Origin of the sequence: Parahaemophilus parainfluenzae (genome assembly GCF_001053575.1) — a bacterium.
GTDB classification, from domain to species: Bacteria; Pseudomonadota; Gammaproteobacteria; order Enterobacterales; family Pasteurellaceae; genus Haemophilus_D; species Haemophilus_D parainfluenzae_S.
Window position 1 is genome coordinate 87,623 of sequence record NZ_JVSL01000032.1, and the last position, 23,529, is coordinate 111,151.

Here is a 23,529-nt window from a genome sequence, read left to right on the forward strand (position 1 = left end):
TTATGGCAAACGATTTTAGTTTTTTTATCTACGATTACGAAAGTTTTGGTATCAATCCGGCAAGTGATCGTCCAGCTCAATTTGCTGGTATTCGTACCGATGCAGATTTTAATATTATTGGTGAGCCTATTATGTTGTATTGCAAGCAAACCAATGATTATTTACCCGCCCCGGAAGCCGTAATGGTCACAGGAATCACGCCACAAGAATGTAATGAAAAGGGGATTCCTGAACCTGAATTTGCCGCAAAAATTCTAGCTGAGTTTTCACAACCGAATACTTGTGTGATGGGTTATAACAACATTCGTTATGACGATGAAATGACTCGTTATACCTTTTACCGCAATTTTATTGATCCCTATGAATATAGCTGGAAAAATGGCAATTCTCGTTGGGATTTACTGGATTTGGTCCGAGCTTGCTATGCACTACGTCCAGAAGGGATAAATTGGGCTTATGACGATGATGGTATGCCAAGCTTTCGCTTAGAAAAACTAACCAAAGCAAATGGTATTGAGCATGAAAATGCTCATGATGCGATGGCGGATGTATATGCAACCATTGCCATGGCTAAATTAATCAAAGAAAAGCAGCCTAAATTATTTCAATTCTTCTTTGAGCATAGAGGTAAAAAGGAAATTGAGAAACTGATCGACACCGCGGAAATGACACCATTAGTGCATGTTTCAGGTATGCTAGGGAATTATCGCGGCAATTGTGCTTGGGTAGCACCATTAGCATGGCATCCAACTAATCAAAATGCCGTAATCGTCTGTGATTTATCAGGTAATATTGATAATTTACTCAGTAAAAGTGCGGTTGATTTGCGACAAGATTTATATACCAAGAAAAGTGAGCTAGAAGAAAGGGGAGTTTCATCAGTCCCATTGAAATTGGTTCATATTAATAAATGCCCAATTTTGGCGCCTGCAAAAACATTGCTGCCGGAAAATGCGGCTCGTTTAGGGATAGATAGACAACATTGCTTAGATAATTTAGCAAAATTGCGTCAATCCTTAGATATACGCGAGAAAGTTATTGAAATCTTCTCAGAAGAGCGCGAATTTGAGCCGAGTGATAATGTAGAAACTGAGCTTTATAACGGTTTCTTTAGCAATGCGGATAAAAACAATATGGCTATTTTACGCGATTTACCGCCTGAAAAATTAGCTGAGCATGGTTTAGCATTTGAAGATAAACGAATTCCTGAATTATTATTCCATTATCGTGCAAGACATTTCTACAAAACTCTAAATCGTGCAGAACAAATCAAATGGCAAAAATATCGCCAACGTAAATTAGAACAAAGTGCGGTTAAATTTGAAGAAAGTTTACAACGGTTAGCAGAGGAATATTCGGATAATCCAACCAAACTGAATTTACTACAACAGGTTTATGAATACGGTGCAAAACTGTTATCTTAACCTTATACATATCGTGACATAGTCACACAAATGCCAATCATCAAAAACGTAAATCTTAATCCCTGAGATTTACGTTTTTCTTTTTTAAATCTAATGATATTCACCTCATAAAATAACGCAGAATTCACGTAGCGTTGCCATTATTTTGACACATATAAAGCTCTTTATTTTATCCTTACATAACAACTTTAGAGTGTATAAATCATTATTTAATCTTGTTACAAGGTATTACCAATCCAGATTTCACATTGCTTGAGCAGTATTCGTGACCTGTGCATAACTTTGTGATTTTATTAATACGTAGCTTTCACTAACCTTGTAATTGATTTCGTATAATGTATATTATGTTAAATTAAATATATGAGTATGTCACAAATCAAAACGGATAACTATCCTACTTTTATGCACTGGTTAAAATAAGGTGATTTTGGGTTATGGATATAAAAGAAATAAATAAGATATCTTTGAAATGGAATAATTAGAATTAGTCTGAAATTTTGAGATAACGCTACGTAAATTTTGAATACAATTACGTACATCAATTCACCAGATTTCATCATTCTTGATCTGATAATGAGAATTCATTTTACGAAAACCATATAAATGAGAATAATTAACATTGATTTTTATTTTATTATTAGTGAGTTATAAAAAATATTTTAAAAAAATACTTGATTATTCTCATTTGTGAGATTAGAATGCACACCGATGACAAGTTAAGCAGTCTTGTTTTTATTTTTAATCTCTACTTAATAAGGAAAGGAGTTGGTTTATGCTTAATAAAGCAATCGCAGATAAGTTAAATGAACAAATCAATTTAGAGTTCTACTCTTCTAATGTTTATTTACAAATGAGTTCTTGGTGTAGCAAGCACGGTTACGAAGGTGCTGCAGCATTCTTACTTCGTCATGCTGATGAAGAATTAGAACATATGCAAAAATTATTCAAATATGTGAGTGAAACAAGTGGTATGCCACTTTTAGGTAAAATTGATGCACCTAAAAATGACTACAAATCACTTAAGGAAGTGTTTGAAACCACACTTGAACACGAAAAATTCATTACTTCTAAAATTAATGAATTAGTTGAAGTGACTTTTGCAAACAAAGACTATTCTACTTTTAACTTCTTACAATGGTACGTTGCAGAACAACACGAAGAAGAAAAATTATTCAATAGCATTATTGATAAATTTAACTTGGTGGGTGAAGACGGTCGTTCGCTTTACTTTATCGATCGTGATTTAGCAACATTATAATTTTAAAAGGAGAATACAAAATGTTATCATCAAACGTAATCAAATTATTAAATGATCAAATGAACCTTGAGTTCTACTCTTCAAACCTTTACTTACAAATGAGCGCATGGTGCGAACAAAATGGTTTTGAAGGTGCAGCTAAATTCTTATCAGCTCACGCTGCAGAAGAAATGCAACACATGCGTAAATTATTCACTTATTTAAATGAAACTGGTGCATTAGCGGTAATCACTGCAATTGAAGCGCCTGCGCATGAGTACAAATCATTAAAAGAAATCATTGAATTAACTTATGAACACGAAAAATTGATCACAAGTAAAATCAATGAATTAGTGGGTAAAACTTTTGAAGAAAAAGACTACTCTGCGTTCAATTTCTTACAATGGTATGTTGCAGAACAACACGAAGAAGAGAAATTATTCAGCGGTATTTTAGACAAATTAAATCTTCTTGGCGAAGATGGCAAAGGCTTATTCTTAATTGATAAAGATTTAGGTAACCTTGCAGGTCAAACCGCTTAATTATATAATCATAAAGCTTAGTAGAAATACTAAGCTTTTATTTTACCTATAATTTGTGACAACGTATCAAATTATTTTAAACTTACCTTTCATCTTTGAATACAAGTTGATGAAATTTAAAACAACCACACGTTTTTAATGAAATTTTACTTGCAACGAAGTAAGATAAACGTATAATTCAGAACAACCCAAATGCCTGGGTGGCGAAATTGGTAGACGCAGCGGATTCAAAATCCGCCGGTGAATAACCGTGTCGGTTCGAGTCCGACCCTAGGCACCACAGAATTTATAAGCTCTGAAGTTGATTCAGGGCTTTTTTATTAGCTATAAGTTAATCAATATGACAGAACAAAACCAAGATAAAAAACAGACTTATAATTTCAATAAATTGCAAAAACGTCTTCGCCGTAATGTTGGCAATGCAATTGCTGATTTTGGCATGATTGAAGATGGTGATAAAGTGATGGTTTGTCTTTCTGGTGGTAAAGACAGCTATACGCTTCTCGATATTTTGTTGAATTTACAACAAAGTGCACCAATTAAATTTGATATCGTTGCCGTCAATTTAGACCAAAAACAGCCTGGTTTTCCTGAGCATGTTTTACCTGAATATCTGCAAAGTATCGGTGTGGATTATAAAATCGTTGAAGAAAATACTTACGGCATCGTAAAAGAGAAAATCCCAGAAGGTAAAACAACGTGTTCTCTCTGCTCTCGCCTACGCCGTGGTATTTTATACCGTACAGCAACAGAACTTGGTGCAACAAAAATTGCACTTGGACACCATCGCGATGATATGCTGGCTACCCTGTTCCTGAATATGTTCTACGGTGGAAAATTAAAATCGATGCCTCCGAAATTAATTTCAGATGACGGTAAACAAATTGTGATTCGTCCATTGGCTTATTGTAAAGAAAAAGATATTGAAAAATATGCTGTAGCGAAAGAATTCCCAATTATCCCTTGTAATTTATGTGGTTCTCAACCTAATTTACAACGTCAAGTAGTGAAAGAAATGCTGAATACTTGGGACCGTCAATATCCCGGACGCTTAGAAACCATGTTTAGTGCGATGCAAAACATTACGTTGTCACACTTATGTGACCCAAAACTCTTCGATTTCAAAGGTATTAAGCACGGTCAAGCACTTGATGGTATTGAAGGAGATACCGCATTTGATGAAGAACGTATCGAACCAATGAAATTTGATGATGAAGATACGTCTGACTATTCCGATAATGAAATGATCAGCTTTAAAGAAGTGAATTAATATGATTACCGTACAAGGAAAACAAATCGAAACCGATGCCTCTGGCTATTTACTTAATATTGCCGATTGGAATGAAGAGGTGGCAAAACACATCGCTCAGTTAGAAGATGTAGAGTTGACCGACGCTCACTGGGAAGTGATTTATTTTGTGCGTGATTTCTATCAAGAATATAACACTTCCCCTGCGATTCGGATGCTAGTAAAAGCGATGTCAGAAAAGTTAGGTGAAGATAAAGGTAATAGCCGCTATTTGCAACGACTCTTCCCTGACGGACCAGCTAAACAAGCAACGAAACTGGCTGGCCTACCAAAACCAGCTAAATGCTTATAGAATAATGTAACCGCGCGATAAAGTGCGGTTATTTTTTTACTCAAATTTCGCTATATACAAAAAAAATACAATCACTATATACTTATAAAAATAACGAAATTTAAGTATATGAACAAATCCATCCTTACCTTTCCCCTTTTACTTTGCCTACTTATTGGACTCATTTTATGCTCGCTCTCTTGGGGGCGCTTTGCGATTCCACTTGAGAATGTTGTACAAAGTTTTATTGGTAATAATGTCAATAATGTGCAAAACAACATCATTTTTAATCTACGTTTACCACGTATACTCGCCGCAATTTTGGTCGGTGCCTCCCTGGCTATTGCCGGTGTGGTATATCAAGGTATTTTTCGCAATCCATTGGTTTCACCGGATATTTTAGGCGTGTCTAATGGTGCTTGTGTCGGTGCTGCATTGGCGATTTTAATCGGTTCGGGGATGCTAGGCATTCAAGCCTTTGCCTTTGTCGGTGGTTTGATTGCCGTCTTGCTCACCATGAATTTACCGCGTCTAATTCAGCGCGACTCCACCATTGTTTTAGTGCTTTCTGGCATTATTTTTCGGGCTTTATGATGGCGACATTAGGCCTATTGAAATATCTTGCTAATCCTGAAACTCAGCTGGCTGATATCGTTTACTGGCAATTAGGTAGCCTAACCAAATCTAACTACGACAACTTGCTTATCCTTTCTCCTATCATTTTGCTCACTACCCTTGGCTTATTTCTAATGCGTTGGCGTATCAATGTGCTTTCATTAGGTGATCGTGAGGCTAAATTAATCGGAGCCAATATCCGATTAGAACGAGGTTTAATGGTCGTTTTTGCTACGTTGCTGACTGCTTCATCGGTTTGCTTAAGCGGGACAATTGGTTGGCTTGGTTTAGTGATTCCGCATTTAGCGCGGCTTTTCATTGGTGATAACAATGTCAAAAGTTTACCGCTAGCCGGACTTATCGGTGCGATTTTCTTGCTCGTTATCGACACACTCGCCCGCAATTTATACATTCAAGAAATTCCACTAGGCATTCTCACCGGTTTTATCGGTGCGCCATTCTTTGCTTGGGTTCTGATTAAACAAAAGGTAGTGGACTAATGCTGAAAATTGACAATCTTTATTATTGGCATAATGTTGAACATTCGCTACTCAATGGTATTGATCTAACCTTACAAAAAGGCGAATTGCTGACTATTCTTGGGGCAAATGGGCGTGGTAAATCAACGTTATTAAACTGTATCGCGGGGCTTTTGAAACCAAAGAGCGGTCAGATTTTGCTGGATAATTGCAAATTAAGCGAAATGAGCAGTAAGCAAATTGCTCAGAAAATTGCTTATGTCTCGCAACACAGCCCACAAACCTATCAATATCGCGTGCGTGATTATGTAGTACTCGGTCGTGCTGCACATCTAGGTGTTTTTGATAAGCCAAGTGAAGCTGATTTTGCATTAGTTGACGAAGCCTTAAAGAAACTCGGCATTAGCCATTTTGCTGACCGAATTTATATGCAAATGAGTGGCGGCGAAAAGCAGTTGGTCAATCTTGCGCGTATTTTGGTGCAACAGCCTCAACTGATTTTGTTTGATGAACCCACTTCGGCATTAGATTACGGTAATGTGTTTAAAACCTTAAGCCTAATAAAAGAGCTCTCACTACAAGGCTTTACCATTATCATGACAACACATAATCCCGATCATCCTATATTGTTACATAGCGCACTGCCCCACAGCCGAGTAAGCATCTTAAACGAGCATGGCAAGTTACAAACAGGTTTGACACCGGAAATCATTACCGAAGCCAACTTGAAAGCACTTTATCAAACAGATTTGCGTCTGGTCGATGTGCCTGCACTACAACGACAAATCTGTGCGATTACCCATTTATAAACCCACTATAGGACATTCATATGTTGAAACACTCTCTGAAAAAAGGCCTAATTGCCCTCTCCCTAGCAGCTTGTTTTGCTCTACCTTTGCAAGCAAAAATCGTAACTGATGTAGAAGGAAACAAAATCGAATTACCCGACAACGTTCAACGCGTCGCTGATCTTTGGCATGCCAATAACCAAATCGTCTTGTTATTAGGCGGTGCCAATAAACTGGTCGGCACGACCACATCTATCGCTGCCAATCCTTGGTATAGCGAAGTATATCCAAATATCAAAAACGTACCGGTATTAACCAACGGTGAAACCATTCAAACGGAAGAACTGTTAAGTCATAAACCAGATGCAGTATTGCTCTCGAAAAAATCCATGCTAACTGAAGTGGAACAAGCGGGCTTAAAAGGCGTGCGTGTGAGTTTCCAAGATTTTGATGGTTTGAAGAAAACCGTGCGTATTACCGCCGATGTTTTAGGTGATAAAGCCCCTGAAATCGCAGAAAGCTATATCAAAGAATTAGAAGACAATATTCAATTTGTGGAAGATCGTCTTAAAGGTCTCAAAGATGAACAACGCCCAACGGTGTTACATATCACTAAAGGCTCTGATTTGTTGATGATTGATGGTGGAAAATCCATGATCGGCGAATGGATTAAATTAGCAGGCAGTAAAAGCGTGTTACCCGATGAAGCCAATATGGTGACCGTCACCGTAGAAAGCATTATTCAAGCGAATCCAGATGTCATTATTATCGGCAGCAGCGGAAATAAAGCACAAGAAGCAATCGAAAAAATTAAAGCTGACCCAGCATGGCAATCAATAAGTGCGGTCAAAAATAATCGTATTTATGCCAACCCAACCGGCACGTTCCCATGGGATCGCTATAGCGCAGAAGAAGCTTTACAAATTCTTTGGGCGGCTCAGCTCTTCCATCCTGAACAATTTAAAGATTTAAACATGGTAGAGAAAACACAAGCTTTCTATAAAAAATATTATGGTTATGCTTTAAGCAAAGAAAATGCTGAGCAAATATTAAAAGGCCAATCCCCTATTAAGTAGTATTTTCAACTTATATATTTACCTATATAATACTTACTCTTTTTAACTCAAACATAAGGAAATGCTAAATGAAAATTAGTGCAAGAAACCAACTTAAAGGTACTGTAAAATCAATCGAAACTGGTTCTGTGAACGCAATCGTACACATTGATATCGGTAACGGTAACGTAATTTCTTCTACCATCTCTATCGATGCAGTAAAAGAATTAGGTTTAGCAGTTGGTAAAGAAGCATATGCGATTATCAAAGCAACTTCTGTAATGGTTGGTGTTGAATAATCTCAACTGAACTGTTCAGAATCCTATATAACCGCGCTTTAAAGTGCGGTTATTTTTTTGTCTTTTTTCTCTCTAATCTCTTTATTCCCCTCCTAATAAAATGCATTTTATTCTTAACTAAAATGAAATGATCTTTGCTCTATCTTGTCATTGTTGACTTTTAATTAATTATATTGTATAATTTCCACATATTGTCAATTCTTAGTTAATAATCTAATTTAGAATTATTCTGTTAAATTTAGGAGAGCAAATGACAAACCAACGTTTTATTACCATTTTAGGCTATGTCGCAACATTTACTTCTGTTTGCATGTATGTCTCTTATTTACAACAAATCGGTCTAAATCTATCAGGTCAAAAAGGTGGCTGGCTACAACCTTTTGCCACGACTATCAACTGTAGTTTATGGGTGGCTTACGGCTTACTAAAAGAAAAACGCGATCTGCCTATTTCATTAGCAAATGCGCCTGGTGTCATACTTGGTTTGATTACTTTCGTTACCGCCTTATAACACTATAAAATCTCATATAAAAAAGACCGCACTTTTTAAAAATCTTAAAGTGCGGCCTTTTTATTTATTAATTTAATTCATTTAAAACCTGAAAATTATGATATTGTCTAATTATAAATTCTATTGCATTCTATATATGAACAGACGTTTAGACGTCTAAACCAAATAAAAACAATAGAAGGATTCATTATGACAACATTTCATTTAGCAGGATTTCCGCGCGTAGGCGCAAAGCGTGAACTTAAATTTGCTCAAGAGCGTTATTGGCGTGGCGAAATTGCAGAAGCGGATTTATTAGATATCGCCAAAAGATTACGTGAACTAAACTGGCAACACCAAGCCAAGGCAAATGCTGATTTTGTCGCGGTGGCTGATTTCACACTTTACGATCATATTTTAGATTTACAAGTGGCAACAGGTGCGATTCCAGCTCGCTTTGGTTTCTATAGTCAAAACTTAACGCTCGATCAATATTTCCAGTTGGCTCGTGGGAATAAAACACAATTTGCGATTGAAATGACAAAATGGTTCGATACCAACTACCATTATCTTGTACCAGAATTCCATAAAGAGGCACAATTTAAAGCCAATCCCGCACATTATGTGACACAAATCCGCGAAGCTAAAGCGCTTGGGTATCAAGTTAAACCAACAATCGTTGGTCCACTCACCTTCCTTTGGTTAGGTAAAGAAAAAGGCGCTGCATTTAATCGCTTTGATTTATTAGCAAAACTCGTGCCAGTTTATGTTGAAATTTTAAATGCGTTAGCTGCAGAAGGTGTGGAATACATTCAAATTGATGAACCCGCTCTCACCTTAGATTTACCGGCAGAGTGGATTGCCGCTTATAAAACGGTTTACGCCACTTTTGCTGAACAAGTGAAAGCGAAATTATTGCTTGCGACTTATTTTGGTTCTGTGGCAGAACATGCTGATTTGTTAAAAGCCTTACCTGTTGCAGGTTTACATATTGATTTAGTACGTGCACCTGAACAACTTTCTGCCTTTGCGGATTATGACAAAATCTTATCTGTGGGCATCATTGATGGTCGTAATATTTGGCGTGCAAACTTAAATCAAGTGTTAGATGTGGTTGAGCCATTAAAAGCGAAATTAGGCGATCGTTTATGGATTGCGCCAAGCTGCTCTCTCCTTCATACACCTTATGATTTAGAAGTCGAAACACAGCTACAAGCCAATAAGCCTGAGCTTTATCAATGGTTGGCTTTCACGTTACAAAAAATTCAAGAATTACGCATTATTAAGACTGCGCTAGAGCAAGGCCGTGAAGCGGTTCAAGCTGAATTAGCAGCTTCTCAAGCTGCTGCGGATGCACGCAAAAACTCGCGTGAAATTCACCGCACTTGTGTCGCAGAACGATTAGCAAATCTACCAAAAAATGCTGACCAACGTAAATCGCCATTTGCGGAACGCATTAAATTACAAAATGCGTGGTTAAATTTACCACTTCTACCAACCACAAATATTGGTTCTTTCCCACAAACGACCGCTATTCGTCATGCCCGTGCCGCCTTCAAAAAAGGCGAACTCAGCCTAGCTGATTACGAAGCTGCAATGAAAAAAGAAATTGAATTTGTTGTACGTGAGCAAGAAAAATTAGACTTAGATGTATTGGTACACGGCGAAGCTGAACGTAATGACATGGTGGAATACTTCGGCGAACTACTTGATGGTTTTGCTTTCACCAAATTTGGTTGGGTACAAAGTTATGGTTCACGTTGTGTGAAACCACCTGTGATTTACGGTGATGTTACTCGTCCAGAACCAATGACGGTACGTTGGTCGCAATATGCCCAAAGCCTTACCAATAAAGTGATTAAAGGCATGCTGACTGGTCCGGTGACGATCTTACAATGGTCTTTCGTGCGTAACGATATTTCTCGTGAAACGGTCTGTAAACAAATTGCGGTAGCGCTTTCTGATGAAGTATTAGATTTAGAAAAGGCAGGCATCAAAGTGATTCAAATTGATGAGCCAGCTATTCGTGAAGGTTTACCGTTAAAACGTGCAGATTGGGATGCTTATTTAAAATGGGCAGGCGAAGCCTTCCGTTTGAGCTCAATGGGTTGCCAAGATGATACTCAAATTCATACACACATGTGTTATTCCGAATTTAACGATATTCTACCGGCTATTGCCGCCTTAGATGCCGATGTCATTACTATCGAAACCTCGCGTTCTGACATGGAATTACTCACCGCATTTGGTGATTTCAAATACCCGAATGATATTGGCCCAGGTGTATATGATATTCACAGTCCACGCGTGCCTGCAGCAGAAGAAATTGAACATCTTCTTCGTAAAGCATTACAAGTGGTGCCGAAAGAACGTTTATGGGTAAACCCAGACTGTGGTTTGAAAACACGCGGTTGGCCAGAAACGATTGCAGCATTAAAAGTGATGGTTGATGTCACGAAAAAATTACGTGCTGAATTAGCATAAAATCAGTAAAAAGAAAGGCGAACATGAGAGATTATCTCTGTTCGCCTTTTTCTTTTACTTCAAAAACACATTCATTTTTAACCTCACTTACAGGCTAATATATTCCATTTTCACCTTGCAGAGGCTCTTCAATAACTGCTCTGCCATCTTGCGATGACTTAGACGCAACGGTTTCTCTGCAAATACTACACGCTCAATTTTTGATACATCTAATTGATTTAAATAAGCAAAATTAATGGCGGTTTGCATAGCCGGTAGGCTTGGGTTAAATGCCGCATTTTCTGCATATCGACCACAAATCATTTCTCCATTTTTAAATAAAATGCCTACACCATGAGGGCTTTTAGAATAAGGTGAATGAGCTCGGTTTGCCCCTAAAATGGCTTTATTTGCCACTTCATCTTCTGTTGTTAATGTAAAACCTTGTTCTTCTTTGTTTAATAGAAGCAAATCAACCCCTAAATCTTTTGGGCCAAAGCTATCGGGTAAATATTGGGGAAGTGGATTATTTTGGCTATGTGGCAAATGGATTTTCAAATCTTTCGCTTGATAAAGCTCATTCATAAATTGACGACAGTGACCACAAGGCGTGTAATTCACCACGATATCCGTGATGCGAGGTTCATTGCGTAACCATGCATGGCTAATCGCACTTTGTTCAGCATGGATGGTTTGAGCCATGCTACTACCCTGAAATTCTTGGTTCGCACCAAAGTAAAAATCACCACTTTCACCAATCGCAATCGCTCCAACATGAAATTCTGAAATGGGTGTATGGCTATAACAAGCCGCTACGGGCAAAAGCGTCAAACCTAATTGAACAGGCGTAAGCTTAAATTCATCACAAATTGACCGCACTTTTTCAGCTGGTAAAAAACCTTTCCATTCTTGTTCTTCTAATGCAGAAAGAATTGCATTTGAAAGTGGTGAATCGGCTAATGCTTGTTGAATTTTTTGTTGCATATTAAATCTCCTTATTTTTATATGCCCATTCTACGCTATTTGAGAAAAAACCTAAACGCTAAAAGCATTTCGGAATATGTTTCCAATCATTTATCAACATTAAAAATAAACAAAAAAATAACCGCACTTTTACAGTGCGGTCATAAATTAAGATGTTTTATTCACTTGTTTTATAACAACGATGGTGCAACACCAAGTAATTTTCGGGTGTAATCCACTGTTGGGTGGTTGAAAATATCTTCAGTGCTACCTGTTTCCAAAATTTGACCGCCGTACATCACGACAATGCGATCAGATACTTGGCGTACGGTTTGGATATCGTGAGAGATAAACACCATGGCAAGATTGAGTTCTTTTTTCAAATCCGCCAATAAGTTTAGCACTTGAGCACGAACAGATACGTCTAATGCAGAAGTCGGTTCATCCGCAACAATCAGTTTTGGATTCAGCGCTAAAGCACGTGCAATCGCCACACGTTGTTTTTGCCCGCCCGATAAACGAGTTGGCTCAACTTGTGCCGCAGAACGAGGTAAACCGACGCGAGAAAGTAAGTCATATACACGTTTTTCCCGTTCGTGTGGTTGTAACACATTGTGAATATCCATTGGGTCACGCAAAATATCCAACACTTTCATACGAGGATTCAGTGCGGTTGCAGGGTCTTGGAAAATGACCGACACTTGGCGACCGAATTGTTTTCTCGCTTCTGAGCTGCCATATTGCATTTGTAAACCGTTGAATTTCACTAAACCTGATGTCGGTTTAAGCAGTCCAATAATCACGTTGGCTAAGGTAGATTTCCCACAGCCAGACTCCCCAACTAACCCAATGGTTTCCCCTGCTTTAATACCAAGACTCACATTGTTCACCGCAGTGAATTTTTTACGACCAAACAATGAACCGTCGCGAGAAGGAAATTGCACCACGATATTTTCTAAATCGATGATGTTTTGTTCTTTAATGACTTTAATACTACTGCTCATATTATGCTCCTTTCACTTCCGTTACAGGCTTAGCTAGATGAGAAGCCCACAAGTGAGACGGCTCGCCTTCCACGGCGGTTAATATCAATTTTTGGTCCGGATTTGCATCTGGTCGTAATGAACGACTTGCGAAACGGTCACCCACAGCAAAATCGTAAGGTGATGGTACGCTGCCCGGAATTTGATATAAACGTTTCGCACGGACTTCAGTTGAAAGTACAGAGCCCAATAAGCCACGGGTATATTCATGAGTTGGATTAGCAAGCAATAAGGATGTTGGTGCCATTTCAACCACTTGTCCTGCATACATTACCGTAATGTGGTGAGCTAACTGTGCAACCAATGCTAAATCGTGGCTGACAAACACCATCGCAAACCCAAGCTTTTCACGTAGTTCATTCAATAATTTCACCACTTCTGCTTGAACTGTTACGTCTAATGCGGTTGTTGGTTCATCGGCGATTAATAATTTCGGCTCACGAGTTAATGCCATTGCAATCACCACACGTTGACGTTGACCACCAGAAAGTTCATGCGGATAACGGTTCAATACTTTTTCAGGATCAAGGTGTACCCATTCTAACAATTTTTCTGCGGTATGGTGACTGCCACGTTTAATGAGCTGTGCCATTTGATCTTTGATACGCATTGAAGGGTTTAATGCACTTAAAGAGTCTTGGTAAATCATCGCAATTTCAGAACCACGCAATTCACTTAAATTGTTAGAATTAAGTAAGCTGTGTTGTTTACCACTGCGGTCGGTGAAAAGCACTTCCCCAGTGATTTTGGCTGTTTTTGGTAACAAGCCCATGATAGAGAATGCCGTAATAGATTTACCACAACCAGACTCACCTACTAACCCCATGGTTTCCCCTTCATTTACGGTGAAGCTGATATTATCGACCAATGGAATGTCACCATAACGATTTGGGAAACGAATAGATAAGTTTTTCACTTGTAAAATCGGTTTTGCATTAGGATCTAATTGCATACGATTTGTACGCGTGATTTCTTTTTCATGTAATTTGAGTAAGTAACGTTTTAATGCAAGGCCTTCAGAAAGTGCTTCTTGTACGTCGGTAGAGAGACGTTCATCTGATTTGCCTTCTGGTTTTTTACCGCCTTTCAAACGAGGGTTAACCAAGGCATCAGTAAGACCTTCCGCCAAAATATTTAAGGCTAATACAGTTAAAAGAATCATCACACCGGCAAAGGTTGTTGCCCACCATGCACCGTTTAATACGATGTTACGCCCTTCAGAAAGAATGTTACCCCATGAAGGATGTGGTGGTTGTACACCTGCGCCTAAGAAAGAAAGCGAGGCTTCGAATACAATGGCATCTGCTACCATTACGGTTGCAAATACTAAAACCGGTGCGGCAGTATTGCGCACAATGTGTTTGAGAAGAATATAAGTACGGCTACCACCAATAACGCGTTCAGCACGCACATAGTCTTCATCCCATTGTGATACCACATTCGCACGCACCACACGAGCAAGTTGCGGGGTATATACTACGGCAATGGTGATGATAATGACCGGCACAGAGTTACCAAAGGTTGCTAATAACACTGCCGCTAATGCGATACCTGGGAAGGCCATTAAAATATCCATTAAGCGCATGATAATTTCATTGCCCCATTTCTCGGATGTGGCTGCAGTTGCACCTAAAACACTACCGAAAATAATGGCACAAGCTACAGCACCTAAACCGATAAATAAGGATGTTTGGGCACCGTAAACAATACGAGAGAAAATATCACGACCAAGTCGATCAGTCCCAAACCAATATTCTGCACTTGGAGCACGCATACGTGCGATCACTTCTAATGGATCATGTGTTGCTACCCAAGGGGCAAACACCGCCACTAAGGCAACGAAAACTAAGAATAATAATGAAATTTTTGATGCGGTGGAAAGTGCTCGGAATCTCGCACCGCTTGCAGCTAATCGATCTGCTAAACCTTGACGAAACATCATAGACTCCGAATTTTAGGGTTAATCAACACATAGAGAATATCAACGATAATATTCACTAAAACGAAGGTAAAAGCGATTGTCAGAACCACACCTTGTACCAAGTGTAAGTCGTGATTGACGATACCGTTAAAAATTAATTTACCCATGCCTGGTAAGTCAAAGATTTGTTCGATAACTACCGCACCACCAAGTAAGTAACCTACACGTAAACCTAATACAGTGACTGGCGTGATTAACGCATTGCGTAATACGTTGTGACGAATAACAGTTGCATAAGGCACACCGTTACCAATCGCGGTTCTCACATAATCTTTATCCATTTCTTCTACCATGGTTGTACGCACAACACGAATTAATGACGCACATACTGGCACGGCAAGTGCAAGAGATGGCAAAATCATGGAATTGATATACCCCATTGGGCTTTCGCTAAATGGCACAAAACCACCAGAAGGCAACCAATCCAATTCCAAAGAGAACCATTGAATAAGTAAGATACCTAACCAGAATGATGGTGTCGCAACCGCCGCAACAGAGATTAAACGAATCACTTGGTCTACCCAGCTATCACGATAAAGCGCGGCTAGTACACCTAATGAGAAAGAGACTACTGCCGCAAACACCACACCAATTAAGGTAAGTTGTAAAGTGATTGGGAAAGATTTCGCTAACATACTACTGATCGGTAATTCTGGTGGCATAGTCACACCAAAATCCAATACAAGTAAATTACCTAAGAAACGAAAATATTGAACAAAGAGTGGATCATTTAAGCCGTGTGATTCGCGGTAAAGTTGTTTTGCCGCTTCACTAGCACTTTCGCCCAATGCCACCGTAGCGGGATCACCTGGTGTGAATTGAAGCACCACAAAAACGAGTGCTGTTACACCTAGAATCATGACTGGCAAAGCCATCAATCGGCGTAACAATAACCGAAGTATCATTTCCATCTGACTTCTCCTATTCTAGCTTGAGAAATTCGTTAGCTTCAAAAATGAAGCGAAACAATCAAATTCAAAAACAAAATGAATTACAGTAATCATAATGTTCAGCCTAAGCCCTGTCAATCCAAGTACATAGAGCAAAATTCAAATCTGTGATCGGCTTCACAAAGATTTTTTTGAAATGAAATTGATAGAAAAAATGATTGAAAAATAGAGAGAAAAATGACCGCACTTTGGTGTTAAAAAGAAAGAAAAAAGGCTGTTGATTACTCAACAGCCAAAACATTAAATTAAAAAGTGCTTTTATTTACGGCCCACACCGAGGAAAGATAAACCGGTTGTTGCCAATGGTTGATAGCCTTCAAGGCTACTATCATCCCATGCAGAAGGAAGTTTACGATGAACAATCGGATAAAGTGGTACTTCAGCCGCAATGATATTAATCGCTTCTTCCCATGATTTTTTCGCTTCAGCGTGATCTTTTGCTCTCACAGCTGCATTGAGTAATTCAGTCACTTTCGCAAATTCAGGGGTGTTGCTCCAGCGGAAACGACGTTTCGGCCATACATCACCACGATACCACCAGCTTAAAAGCAAGTCTAAGTCATCACCGAACACTGATGGGTCACCTGGAGCGATTGCCACTTCATACACACCTGGATCCACGTTGTTGCTGTATAACGCACCTGATTGTAAGTGTTGTAAAGTCACTTTCACACCTGGAATCTTGTTCCAAGACTCTAAAATTAACGGTGCAGATTCTTTCACCCAGTCATGGTCGGTTGCGAGCAATTCAAATTTAAGCTCAGTCACACCAGCTTCTTTTAGTAATGCTGCTGCTTTTTCCGGATCATAAGGATATTGAGTTGATGCCTTAATATAATCTGGGTGAGTGGTTTGTAAGTATGATGTTGCAGCTTCTGCATTACCATCAAATACAATATCAACAAGTTTGTCAGTGTTTAAACCATAGTGTAACGCTTGACGTACTTTTGGATTGTTAAACGGAGCTTTCTCACAGTTAAACATTAAGAATAACAAGCCGAAAGATTGAACGGATTGCACTTGTTGTTTTTTGTTTTTCAAGCGACTAATGTCTAAATAAGGCACGCTTTCCATTGCTTGAGTACGTTTAGACTCTTGTGCAGTTACACGAGCTGCGGCATCAGAAAGTAATAACCAAGACATTTTTTCAACTTGTGCTGGATATTTACCATTGTAAGGTTCATAAGCTTCAAAGACGATTTTGTCATCTTTCACTGCTGAAACAAATTTGAATGGACCAGAACCAATTGGGTGCGCATCAAATGCAGATTGACCCACTTTTTCAATCACGTGTTTCGGTACAATTTTCACGCAAGTTAAACGGTTAGCAAATAAAGCAAATGGATATTTCAATTTAAATTCCACCACTTTATCGTCCACAGCTTTCACACTTTCAATGAAATCAATAAACATCACAAATAATGATTTATTAGCTGGATCCATAATACGATTGAAAGAATACACAACGTCTTCAGTGGTGACCGGTGCACCATCATGGAAGGTTGCGCCTTCACGTAAAGTAATGCGCCATGTTGTTTCATCAACTTGTTCTGGCTCTTTTCCTGCTAAAGCAAGATAAGGTTCACGAGTTGCAGGATGCAAATCCACCAAACCTTCAAAAATGTGCAAGTTTGCTGCATAAGGTGATGCACCACTTGATGTCATTGGGTCAAAACCGGTAGAAAGCGGATAAGCAATCCCCGCTTCAATGGTTTTACCTTTAATTTCTGCAGCAAAGGCTTTTGGTGCAAATGTGCCTAAAGTTCCACTAAATGCAAGACCTGCCCCCACGCCAGCCATAAGTTTCATAAAATGACGACGAGATTCATTAGTTTCAAAGGAAAAATGCTTTGTCATACTAAACTCCTGATGAGTAATAAAATCATATTTTTGGTTTTTAAACCTAGCCAAACATTTCATTCGAAAATGAAGTAAAGCAATCAAATCTTAGAATAAAATGATTTGCATCAATCATAATCATCTTCGCTTCATTCTGTCAAAGGGGAAATATTGAATGTGTGATCTACTTCACAGAGTTTTTTTCGCAACTCAAAATAAAAGTTTTTAACTATGTATAATTTATTATAGATAGATTTCAACTATTGAATCACTAGATAATATGAAATAGCTATCATAAAAAATGATGCTTATAATGACCGCACTTCCCAAGCAAGGGAACAACATTTTAATCAACAATAAAGAGGAAAATACTATGTCAAAAACATCAATCGGTTTAGATAAAAAAGCATCTGAAAAATTAGCAGTAAAATTAAATGAATTATTAGCAACCTATCAAGTATTCTACACCAACGTTCGCGGTTACCACTGGAACATCAAAGGTGTGAACTTCTTTGAATTACACGCAAAATTTGAAGAAATCTACACTGATTTAGTAGTAAAAGTAGATGAAGTGGCAGAACGTATCTTAACTTTAGGTTACACACCGCATAACGGTTATTCACAATACTTCCAACACTCACGTATTAAAGAAGAGTTAGGGGTAAGTGATGCGCAATCTTGCTTAAAAGGCACATTAGAAGGATTAAAAGTATTACTTGAACAACAACGCGAAATCCTTGAATTAGCGGGTGAGTCTGATGATGAAGGTACCGCTTCTCAAATGAGCGACTACATCAAAGAACAAGAAAAACTTGTTTGGATGTTCCAAGCCGCTTGCCAAACTTGCCATGCTTAATTTGGCATTCATATAAAAGAAAACCTGCTGAAAAGCAGGTTTTTATTTTGTTTTTTATATGTATATCTATAGCTTTTACTGATTCTCTTTCTGCATTTTTTTAAACATCTCTAAACTTTTTTCTTGTAGCTTATCTAATTCTTTAAGCATTTCTTCCGTATAGCCAGCCTTTTTAATCCAATACTCTGCTTCTTTAGCATCCATATTGCCTTGCCCACTCAATGCCATAGAGGCTAACTCATCAATCGCCTCTTGGTTCTCTAATTCTGCGGCCTTTTTAAGGAAGAATAGCGCTTTATCATCATCTTGCTCAACACTGATACCTTCATCATAGATATAGCTTAACGCAAGTGCAGCATCCGCATGATTAAGCTCGGCAGCGCGTTGAAAGTAGTTAATTGCTTTCGCTAAATCAGCCTCACCCCCTTCTTCATAATACACGCCTAATTGATAAAGTGCTTCTGGTTCATCATTGCTCGCAGCCCTTTCTAACCAATGTAATACCTCTTTGTTATTTTCAGAATAAAGATCAAAAAAATTCATTGCGAGTAAATACTGTGCATAGCCATATTCTTTTTCTGCGGCTTTAACTAATAAAGGCTTCGCTTTTTTCAATTTATCTTCTTGAATATAAAGATCTGCAAGATTCGTCATCCCTAGCACATTATTTTGTTTTGCTGCCATTTCATAGTATTTCATCGCCTCTTTGATATTCAAAGGAGTGCCTATTCCAAATTCATAAGCATAGCCTAAAGAATTCGCATAATGTATATCGCCAGAATCTACTTTCTTTTTAAGTGCATTGAAACCTTCTTTCATCAATTTTTCATCTTCTTGAATTTCACCTAATTTAATTTTGGCGACTTCATTCCCCAACTCAAGCGATCTTTTCGCTGCTTGGGTGGCTTCCTTTAAATTGTCATTATTTTGTTGATGAATAGATAGGAAAAATAAAGCATCCGCATTCTCTAACTTTCCAGCTTCAAGAAAATACTCTACCGCTTTCGCACGATTCATGGGACGCGTAATGCCGTAGAAATCATCATAACCTTCTTCATAAAGTTTTTTTGCTTTTTCAACACGCTGAGCTTGGGTCATGGGTATCTGTTCAATCATAACCAAGTTTGTTAGAGCCTCATTTGATTTCACAGGGATAAGATGAGTTTGTAGATTTAATACGGTTGCTGCAATTAATGCGACGATATTTGTCATTTGGATTCCTTTTGTTAGAGGACTGTTCTGTTTCCATTTAAGAATAACAAGCGGTTAAATTTCTTCCTTGTTTTGCAAAAACACGATGAAATTCAACCGCTCTTTCATTATTTTTTCTTACTTAATTTTGCTTCTAATGCTTTAATTTTTGCTTTAATTTTTTTGTTATCCCGTTTGGTTTCTTTTTTTTCAATTTCATACCCTTGTTTATAAGCGTCTAATGCCGCTGCATCATCTTTGGCAAATTCTTCATAACGCTCTGCCAATTGATAATATACATTATATGAAGCTGTTTCTTTCTCGCTTAAACTTTCATCCAATGAAATTATGTTATTAAATAACGCTTCTGCCAATTCATAATTTCGTTCAACACCTCGGCCTTCTAAATAACGAATAGAAAGCTCATTCATGGCTTCTAAATTTTGTAATCGAAACGCTTCTTCTAATAGCTCAACGGCTTTCTTATCATCCTTTTCTACACCTTCACCGTTTTCATATAAATAACTTAATTCAAGCATAGCCTGAGAATCATTTAATTCAGCACCTTTTTGATAATAATAAATCGCTTTTTTTATATCCTGATTATGATAATAACTCGCTAAATACATGATGGCTTGGAGGTTATTATTTTCAGACGCTTTATTGAGCCAATACAGTGATTCTTCTGAGCCTGCTTCATAAATGCTATAACCTAAATTGTATTGTGCCACATCATTATTTTTTTCAGCCGCTTTCAGCATAAGCGGTTTAGCCTTTTCAATTTTATCCTGTTCAAGATAAAGTTCACTTAAATGCCCTAATGACATCGCATTACCTTGCTCAGCCGAAGGGGTAAAAACTTTAATTGCCTGTTTAATATTCTCTTCAGTGCCGATACCGAAACGGTAAGCATAGCCAAGTACATTAGAATAATGTAAATCGCCTTGTTCAACCTTCTCTTTTAATGCCTTAAAGCCAGCCTTATATAATTCTTCAGAATCCCCCAAATATTCCTGTTCGGAAATTTCCGCCAATATATATTTTCCTGCCATGTTTCCTAAAGCAATAGCAGAATCAGCATATGCTCTGGCTTGTTCAAGATCGCCACTTTCTACCGCATTCATCCCTAAGAAAAAGAGAGCATCAGCGTGACCTAAATCGGCAGCTTCTTTTAAAAATTTATCCGCTAAAGTACGATCAACGGTTTTTGTGATCCCATATTCATAATCAAAACCTTTCTCATAAAGCGCTTTTGCTTTTTCAAGACGTTGTTCAGGAGTCATTGGGGCTGGTGCACTGATTGTTGATTTTAGTGCAGAAGAGGTTGCCGCTGCTGAAGTATGAGAAAGAGGAGAGTCAATTACAGCCGTAGCAATTAATAATGCGATGATATCAATCATTTTTATTCCTTCTATTTTAAAAGCAGTTAAATTTCTACTCTTTTATAAAAACATCGTGAAATCTAACCGCTCTTTATTTGAAATTAATCTTGTGATAATTTTTGAATGCCTTTAACAGGTAACATTAAGGTATCACCCACGAAACATATAATAGGGAGTGAATAATATAGTTATTTACTCAACTATTCAAGAAAAATACCCGCAAAATTTAGAGATTAAAAGAATAGATGGGTTAATGATTCAATTACAAAAAATAAGGGCGTATTACACACGCCCTTAATTTAAACTTATTAAAGTTATAATCAAAATACTTCTTTTCTATACAACTGGTTTTTGTCGATAGAACAATAGCCCTGGTAAGGCTAAGCCCAAAACAAGCGCACCTAAAATAAAGCTGGTATTGATAAAAGAGCTGATCATTTGCTCAAATAATGTATCGGAAAAGCCATAATGATGAATTTGTACGATAGCAATCATGGCTTTATAAGCATGAACACCTGGAATCATTGGAATAATTGCCGCAACGGTAAAGACTTTTGGATGGGCTAAATAGCGATGAGATAAATGCACGCCAATAAAACCAATCACACAAGTGGCGAAAAAAGTGGCAAAAACAATCGGGACCCCAAAGTGTAATAATAACGTTCTCGTGACATGCCCAAGCGCGCCTAAAATAGCACAATACTTTAAGGCTTTAGTCGGAACATTAAATACTAAGGCAAATCCTACTGCTGGAATGGCTGCAAAAAGCATATCGTCGAGTAAATTCAGTAAAAACATTCTATTACCCCACCCACGAAACAATATTTAAAAGATCTAATGCAAAAACGATACCTAAACAAGCACCAAAGGTGAGAACCGTAGCAATGGTCCATCGTCCTATTCCCATATTGACATACCCTTTTAAAATATCTGCAAGTGAATTAATTAATGGGAATCCTGGGACAAGTAATAAAACGCTAGAAGCCAATGCGATATGAGGATCATTGCCTAAACTATATTTCAAACTGACACCGGAAATCAGTGAGGCAACAAAAGCGGTAATGGCAAAAACGATGAGTGGATTGTAATGACGTTTAGAAATTTCTTGTCGAACAAACATGGCAATGGCAGAAGCAATAAAGGTGATTGCACAAATTGTGATATCTCCGCCAGAAAGGTGAGCAAAAGAGGCACAAGATAAACCAATCATAAACACCACCAAATAACGGTTATATTTTAGTGGTTTTAATTTATCCAGTTTCTTTTGAGCCATGGACAAATCATACAAGTGATGCTCTACGGCAACCACAATGTGCTGAACATCCGTAACAATTTGCATATTGATGCCTTTATCGACATTCTTCCGCACGGTGGTAATACAATGTTGCTTAGAAAGTGTGGTCAATAAGACGGCATTCGCTGTTAAAGCACACTCTACGCTTTCAATGCCTAAAGCTACACCTAATCGCTGTGCCATTTGTACGACGACAGCACTTTCTGCGCCATGCTGTAACAATAACAAAGCGGTTTCCACACAAATACGGGTAACCGCTCGTTGGTATTCCTGATCCATATCTCTGCGCTCTTATTAAAGTAAACCTTAGAGATTATAGATCGATGAATAAAAAATACTGAAAAAATGACCGCACCTATGATCCAAGTCAAAACTTCAGTATTTCCAAGCCCTATGAATCAGCTGTGGTTAAATAGCTTTATCAAAATACAATGGCACATCGCTTAACTTAGCCATATTCGTGATATAGGCTAAAACCACTGGTGGGAATTTGATTCCTTTCACACAAGTAAGATTTCGTAATACTGGAAAAACGATAATATCTTCAAGAGAAAGTTGGCCGTTTAAGGCATTTTCAGATTGAATTAATACCGCTAATTTCTCTAAATCGCCTTTTAAGCGAGCGAGATAGGTTTCAGTCTTCGCAATATTTTCAGCAAAATCACCAATAAATTCCGTTTTCTTTTTAGTGAAATAATCAACCGCACTTTGGGTTTCAAATTCTGCTAAACCTATTTGTGTAAAGCGTGCAGTCGTAAGATGACCATAATAACTGCCAACTTCTTTTAACCATGCTTCAATTTCAGGACGAACGTGTTCAGATAAGATTTTTTCACCAAAATGTTCATCTACATAATGCACGATATCCAAACTTTCCGGCATCGCAGTACCATCTTCTTTGACAAGAATTGGCACAACCTTTTTGCCCACTAAACCAATCGGTGTTGCTTCATCATCATTTGCCAGCACCACAAGTTCTACCGGCAGATTTTTTAAACCGAAAATCATGCGGGCTCGCACACAAAACGGGCAATGATCGTAAACATATAATTTCATTT

At 38.1% G+C, this 23,529-nt stretch carries 21 protein-coding genes, 1 tRNA gene and 1 pseudogene; 13 read left to right on the forward strand and 10 right to left on the reverse strand.

Translation table 11 applies throughout. From position 1 onward, the window contains the following. Positions 1-2 precede the first annotated feature (2 nt). From sbcB to metE, 12 genes and pseudogenes are all read left to right on the forward strand, one after another. Complete coding sequence (sbcB, locus tag AC979_RS06570) at positions 3-1,424, forward strand: exodeoxyribonuclease I (RefSeq protein ID WP_049373443.1); 1,422 nt, start codon at positions 3-5, stop codon at positions 1,422-1,424. Positions 1,425-2,196: 772 nt separating this feature from the next. After that, on the forward strand, positions 2,197-2,682 hold the full coding sequence (ftnA, locus tag AC979_RS06575; protein WP_049366579.1) for a non-heme ferritin: 486 nt from the start codon (positions 2,197-2,199) through the stop codon (positions 2,680-2,682). Between the two features lie 20 nt (positions 2,683-2,702). Beyond that, on the forward strand, positions 2,703-3,203 hold the full coding sequence (gene ftnA, locus AC979_RS06580; RefSeq protein WP_005696114.1) for a non-heme ferritin: 501 nt from the start codon (positions 2,703-2,705) through the stop codon (positions 3,201-3,203). Positions 3,204-3,397: 194 nt separating this feature from the next. Then, positions 3,398-3,483 (forward strand) — tRNA-Leu (locus tag AC979_RS06585). 60 nt (positions 3,484-3,543) lie between these two features. Beyond that, a complete protein-coding gene (ttcA, locus tag AC979_RS06590; protein WP_049373444.1) occupies positions 3,544-4,473 on the forward strand; it encodes a tRNA 2-thiocytidine(32) synthetase TtcA in 930 nt (309 codons plus the stop codon). Between the two features lies 1 nt (position 4,474). Continuing rightward, on the forward strand, positions 4,475-4,804 hold the full coding sequence (locus AC979_RS06595; protein ID WP_049373445.1) for a TusE/DsrC/DsvC family sulfur relay protein: 330 nt from the start codon (positions 4,475-4,477) through the stop codon (positions 4,802-4,804). Between the two features lie 108 nt (positions 4,805-4,912). Further along, positions 4,913-5,898, forward strand: a pseudogene (locus tag AC979_RS06600) (FecCD family ABC transporter permease). Continuing rightward, positions 5,898-6,686 carry an ABC transporter ATP-binding protein gene (locus tag AC979_RS06605; protein WP_049373446.1) on the forward strand — a complete coding sequence of 263 codons (789 nt, stop codon included), beginning with the start codon at positions 5,898-5,900 and terminating at the stop codon, positions 6,684-6,686. The pseudogene AC979_RS06600 and the gene AC979_RS06605 overlap by 1 nt, the downstream one beginning before the upstream one ends. A 20-nt stretch (positions 6,687-6,706) precedes the next feature. After that, positions 6,707-7,741: an ABC transporter substrate-binding protein gene (locus AC979_RS06610; RefSeq protein WP_049373447.1), complete on the forward strand. Its 1,035-nt coding sequence runs from the start codon at positions 6,707-6,709 to the stop codon at positions 7,739-7,741. Between the two features lie 68 nt (positions 7,742-7,809). Further along, on the forward strand, positions 7,810-8,019 hold the full coding sequence (locus AC979_RS06615; protein WP_007525241.1) for a TOBE domain-containing protein: 210 nt from the start codon (positions 7,810-7,812) through the stop codon (positions 8,017-8,019). Positions 8,020-8,269: 250 nt separating this feature from the next. After that, positions 8,270-8,530, forward strand: coding sequence for a SemiSWEET family transporter (locus tag AC979_RS06620; protein WP_049373448.1), 261 nt, complete (start codon positions 8,270-8,272; stop codon positions 8,528-8,530). Positions 8,531-8,719: 189 nt separating this feature from the next. Then, entirely contained in the window at positions 8,720-10,993 is a 2,274-nt protein-coding gene (gene metE, locus AC979_RS06625) for a 5-methyltetrahydropteroyltriglutamate--homocysteine S-methyltransferase (protein WP_049373449.1), read from the forward strand. An 87-nt stretch (positions 10,994-11,080) separates the two neighbouring features. Here the strand turns inward: metE and cdd are convergent, their stop codons facing one another. The 5 genes from cdd to AC979_RS06650 all read right to left on the reverse strand — a co-directional run bounded on the left by cdd (position 11,081) and on the right by AC979_RS06650 (position 17,766). Then, positions 11,081-11,956: a cytidine deaminase gene (cdd, locus tag AC979_RS06630; protein ID WP_049373450.1), complete on the reverse strand. Its 876-nt coding sequence runs from the start codon at positions 11,954-11,956 to the stop codon at positions 11,081-11,083. A 170-nt stretch (positions 11,957-12,126) separates the two neighbouring features. Further along, positions 12,127-12,939, reverse strand: a complete 813-nt coding sequence (locus AC979_RS06635) for an ABC transporter ATP-binding protein (protein WP_005696082.1) — start codon at positions 12,937-12,939, stop codon at positions 12,127-12,129. A 1-nt stretch (position 12,940) separates the two neighbouring features. Beyond that, a complete protein-coding gene (locus AC979_RS06640; protein WP_049373451.1) occupies positions 12,941-14,917 on the reverse strand; it encodes a dipeptide/oligopeptide/nickel ABC transporter permease/ATP-binding protein in 1,977 nt (658 codons plus the stop codon). Then, positions 14,917-15,870 carry an ABC transporter permease gene (locus AC979_RS06645; protein ID WP_014065363.1) on the reverse strand — a complete coding sequence of 318 codons (954 nt, stop codon included), beginning with the start codon at positions 15,868-15,870 and terminating at the stop codon, positions 14,917-14,919. Before AC979_RS06645 ends, AC979_RS06640 begins: the two co-directional genes overlap by 1 nt. Positions 15,871-16,167: 297 nt before the next feature. Next, positions 16,168-17,766, reverse strand: coding sequence for an ABC transporter substrate-binding protein (locus AC979_RS06650; protein ID WP_049373452.1), 1,599 nt, complete (start codon positions 17,764-17,766; stop codon positions 16,168-16,170). 355 nt (positions 17,767-18,121) lie between these two features. Here AC979_RS06650 and AC979_RS06655 point away from each other — a divergent pair, with 355 nt between their 5' ends. Then, positions 18,122-18,604 (forward strand): Dps family protein, encoded by a 483-nt coding sequence (locus AC979_RS06655; protein WP_049373453.1) that lies wholly within the window; start codon positions 18,122-18,124, stop codon positions 18,602-18,604. A gap of 75 nt (positions 18,605-18,679) precedes the next feature. Here AC979_RS06655 and AC979_RS06660 read toward each other — a convergent pair whose 3' ends face one another. The 5 genes from AC979_RS06660 to grxB all read right to left on the reverse strand — a co-directional run bounded on the left by AC979_RS06660 (position 18,680) and on the right by grxB (position 23,527). Continuing rightward, complete coding sequence (locus AC979_RS06660) at positions 18,680-19,816, reverse strand: tetratricopeptide repeat protein (RefSeq protein ID WP_049373454.1); 1,137 nt, start codon at positions 19,814-19,816, stop codon at positions 18,680-18,682. Between the two features lie 107 nt (positions 19,817-19,923). Next, positions 19,924-21,195: a tetratricopeptide repeat protein gene (locus tag AC979_RS06665; protein ID WP_049373455.1), complete on the reverse strand. Its 1,272-nt coding sequence runs from the start codon at positions 21,193-21,195 to the stop codon at positions 19,924-19,926. 318 nt (positions 21,196-21,513) lie between these two features. Next, positions 21,514-21,975: a threonine/serine exporter family protein gene (locus AC979_RS06670; RefSeq protein ID WP_049373456.1), complete on the reverse strand. Its 462-nt coding sequence runs from the start codon at positions 21,973-21,975 to the stop codon at positions 21,514-21,516. A gap of 4 nt (positions 21,976-21,979) precedes the next feature. Then, on the reverse strand, positions 21,980-22,750 hold the full coding sequence (locus AC979_RS06675) for a threonine/serine ThrE exporter family protein (protein WP_014065357.1): 771 nt from the start codon (positions 22,748-22,750) through the stop codon (positions 21,980-21,982). A 129-nt stretch (positions 22,751-22,879) separates the two neighbouring features. Next, a complete protein-coding gene (grxB, locus tag AC979_RS06680; RefSeq protein WP_049373457.1) occupies positions 22,880-23,527 on the reverse strand; it encodes a glutaredoxin 2 in 648 nt (215 codons plus the stop codon). Positions 23,528-23,529 lie beyond the last annotated feature (2 nt).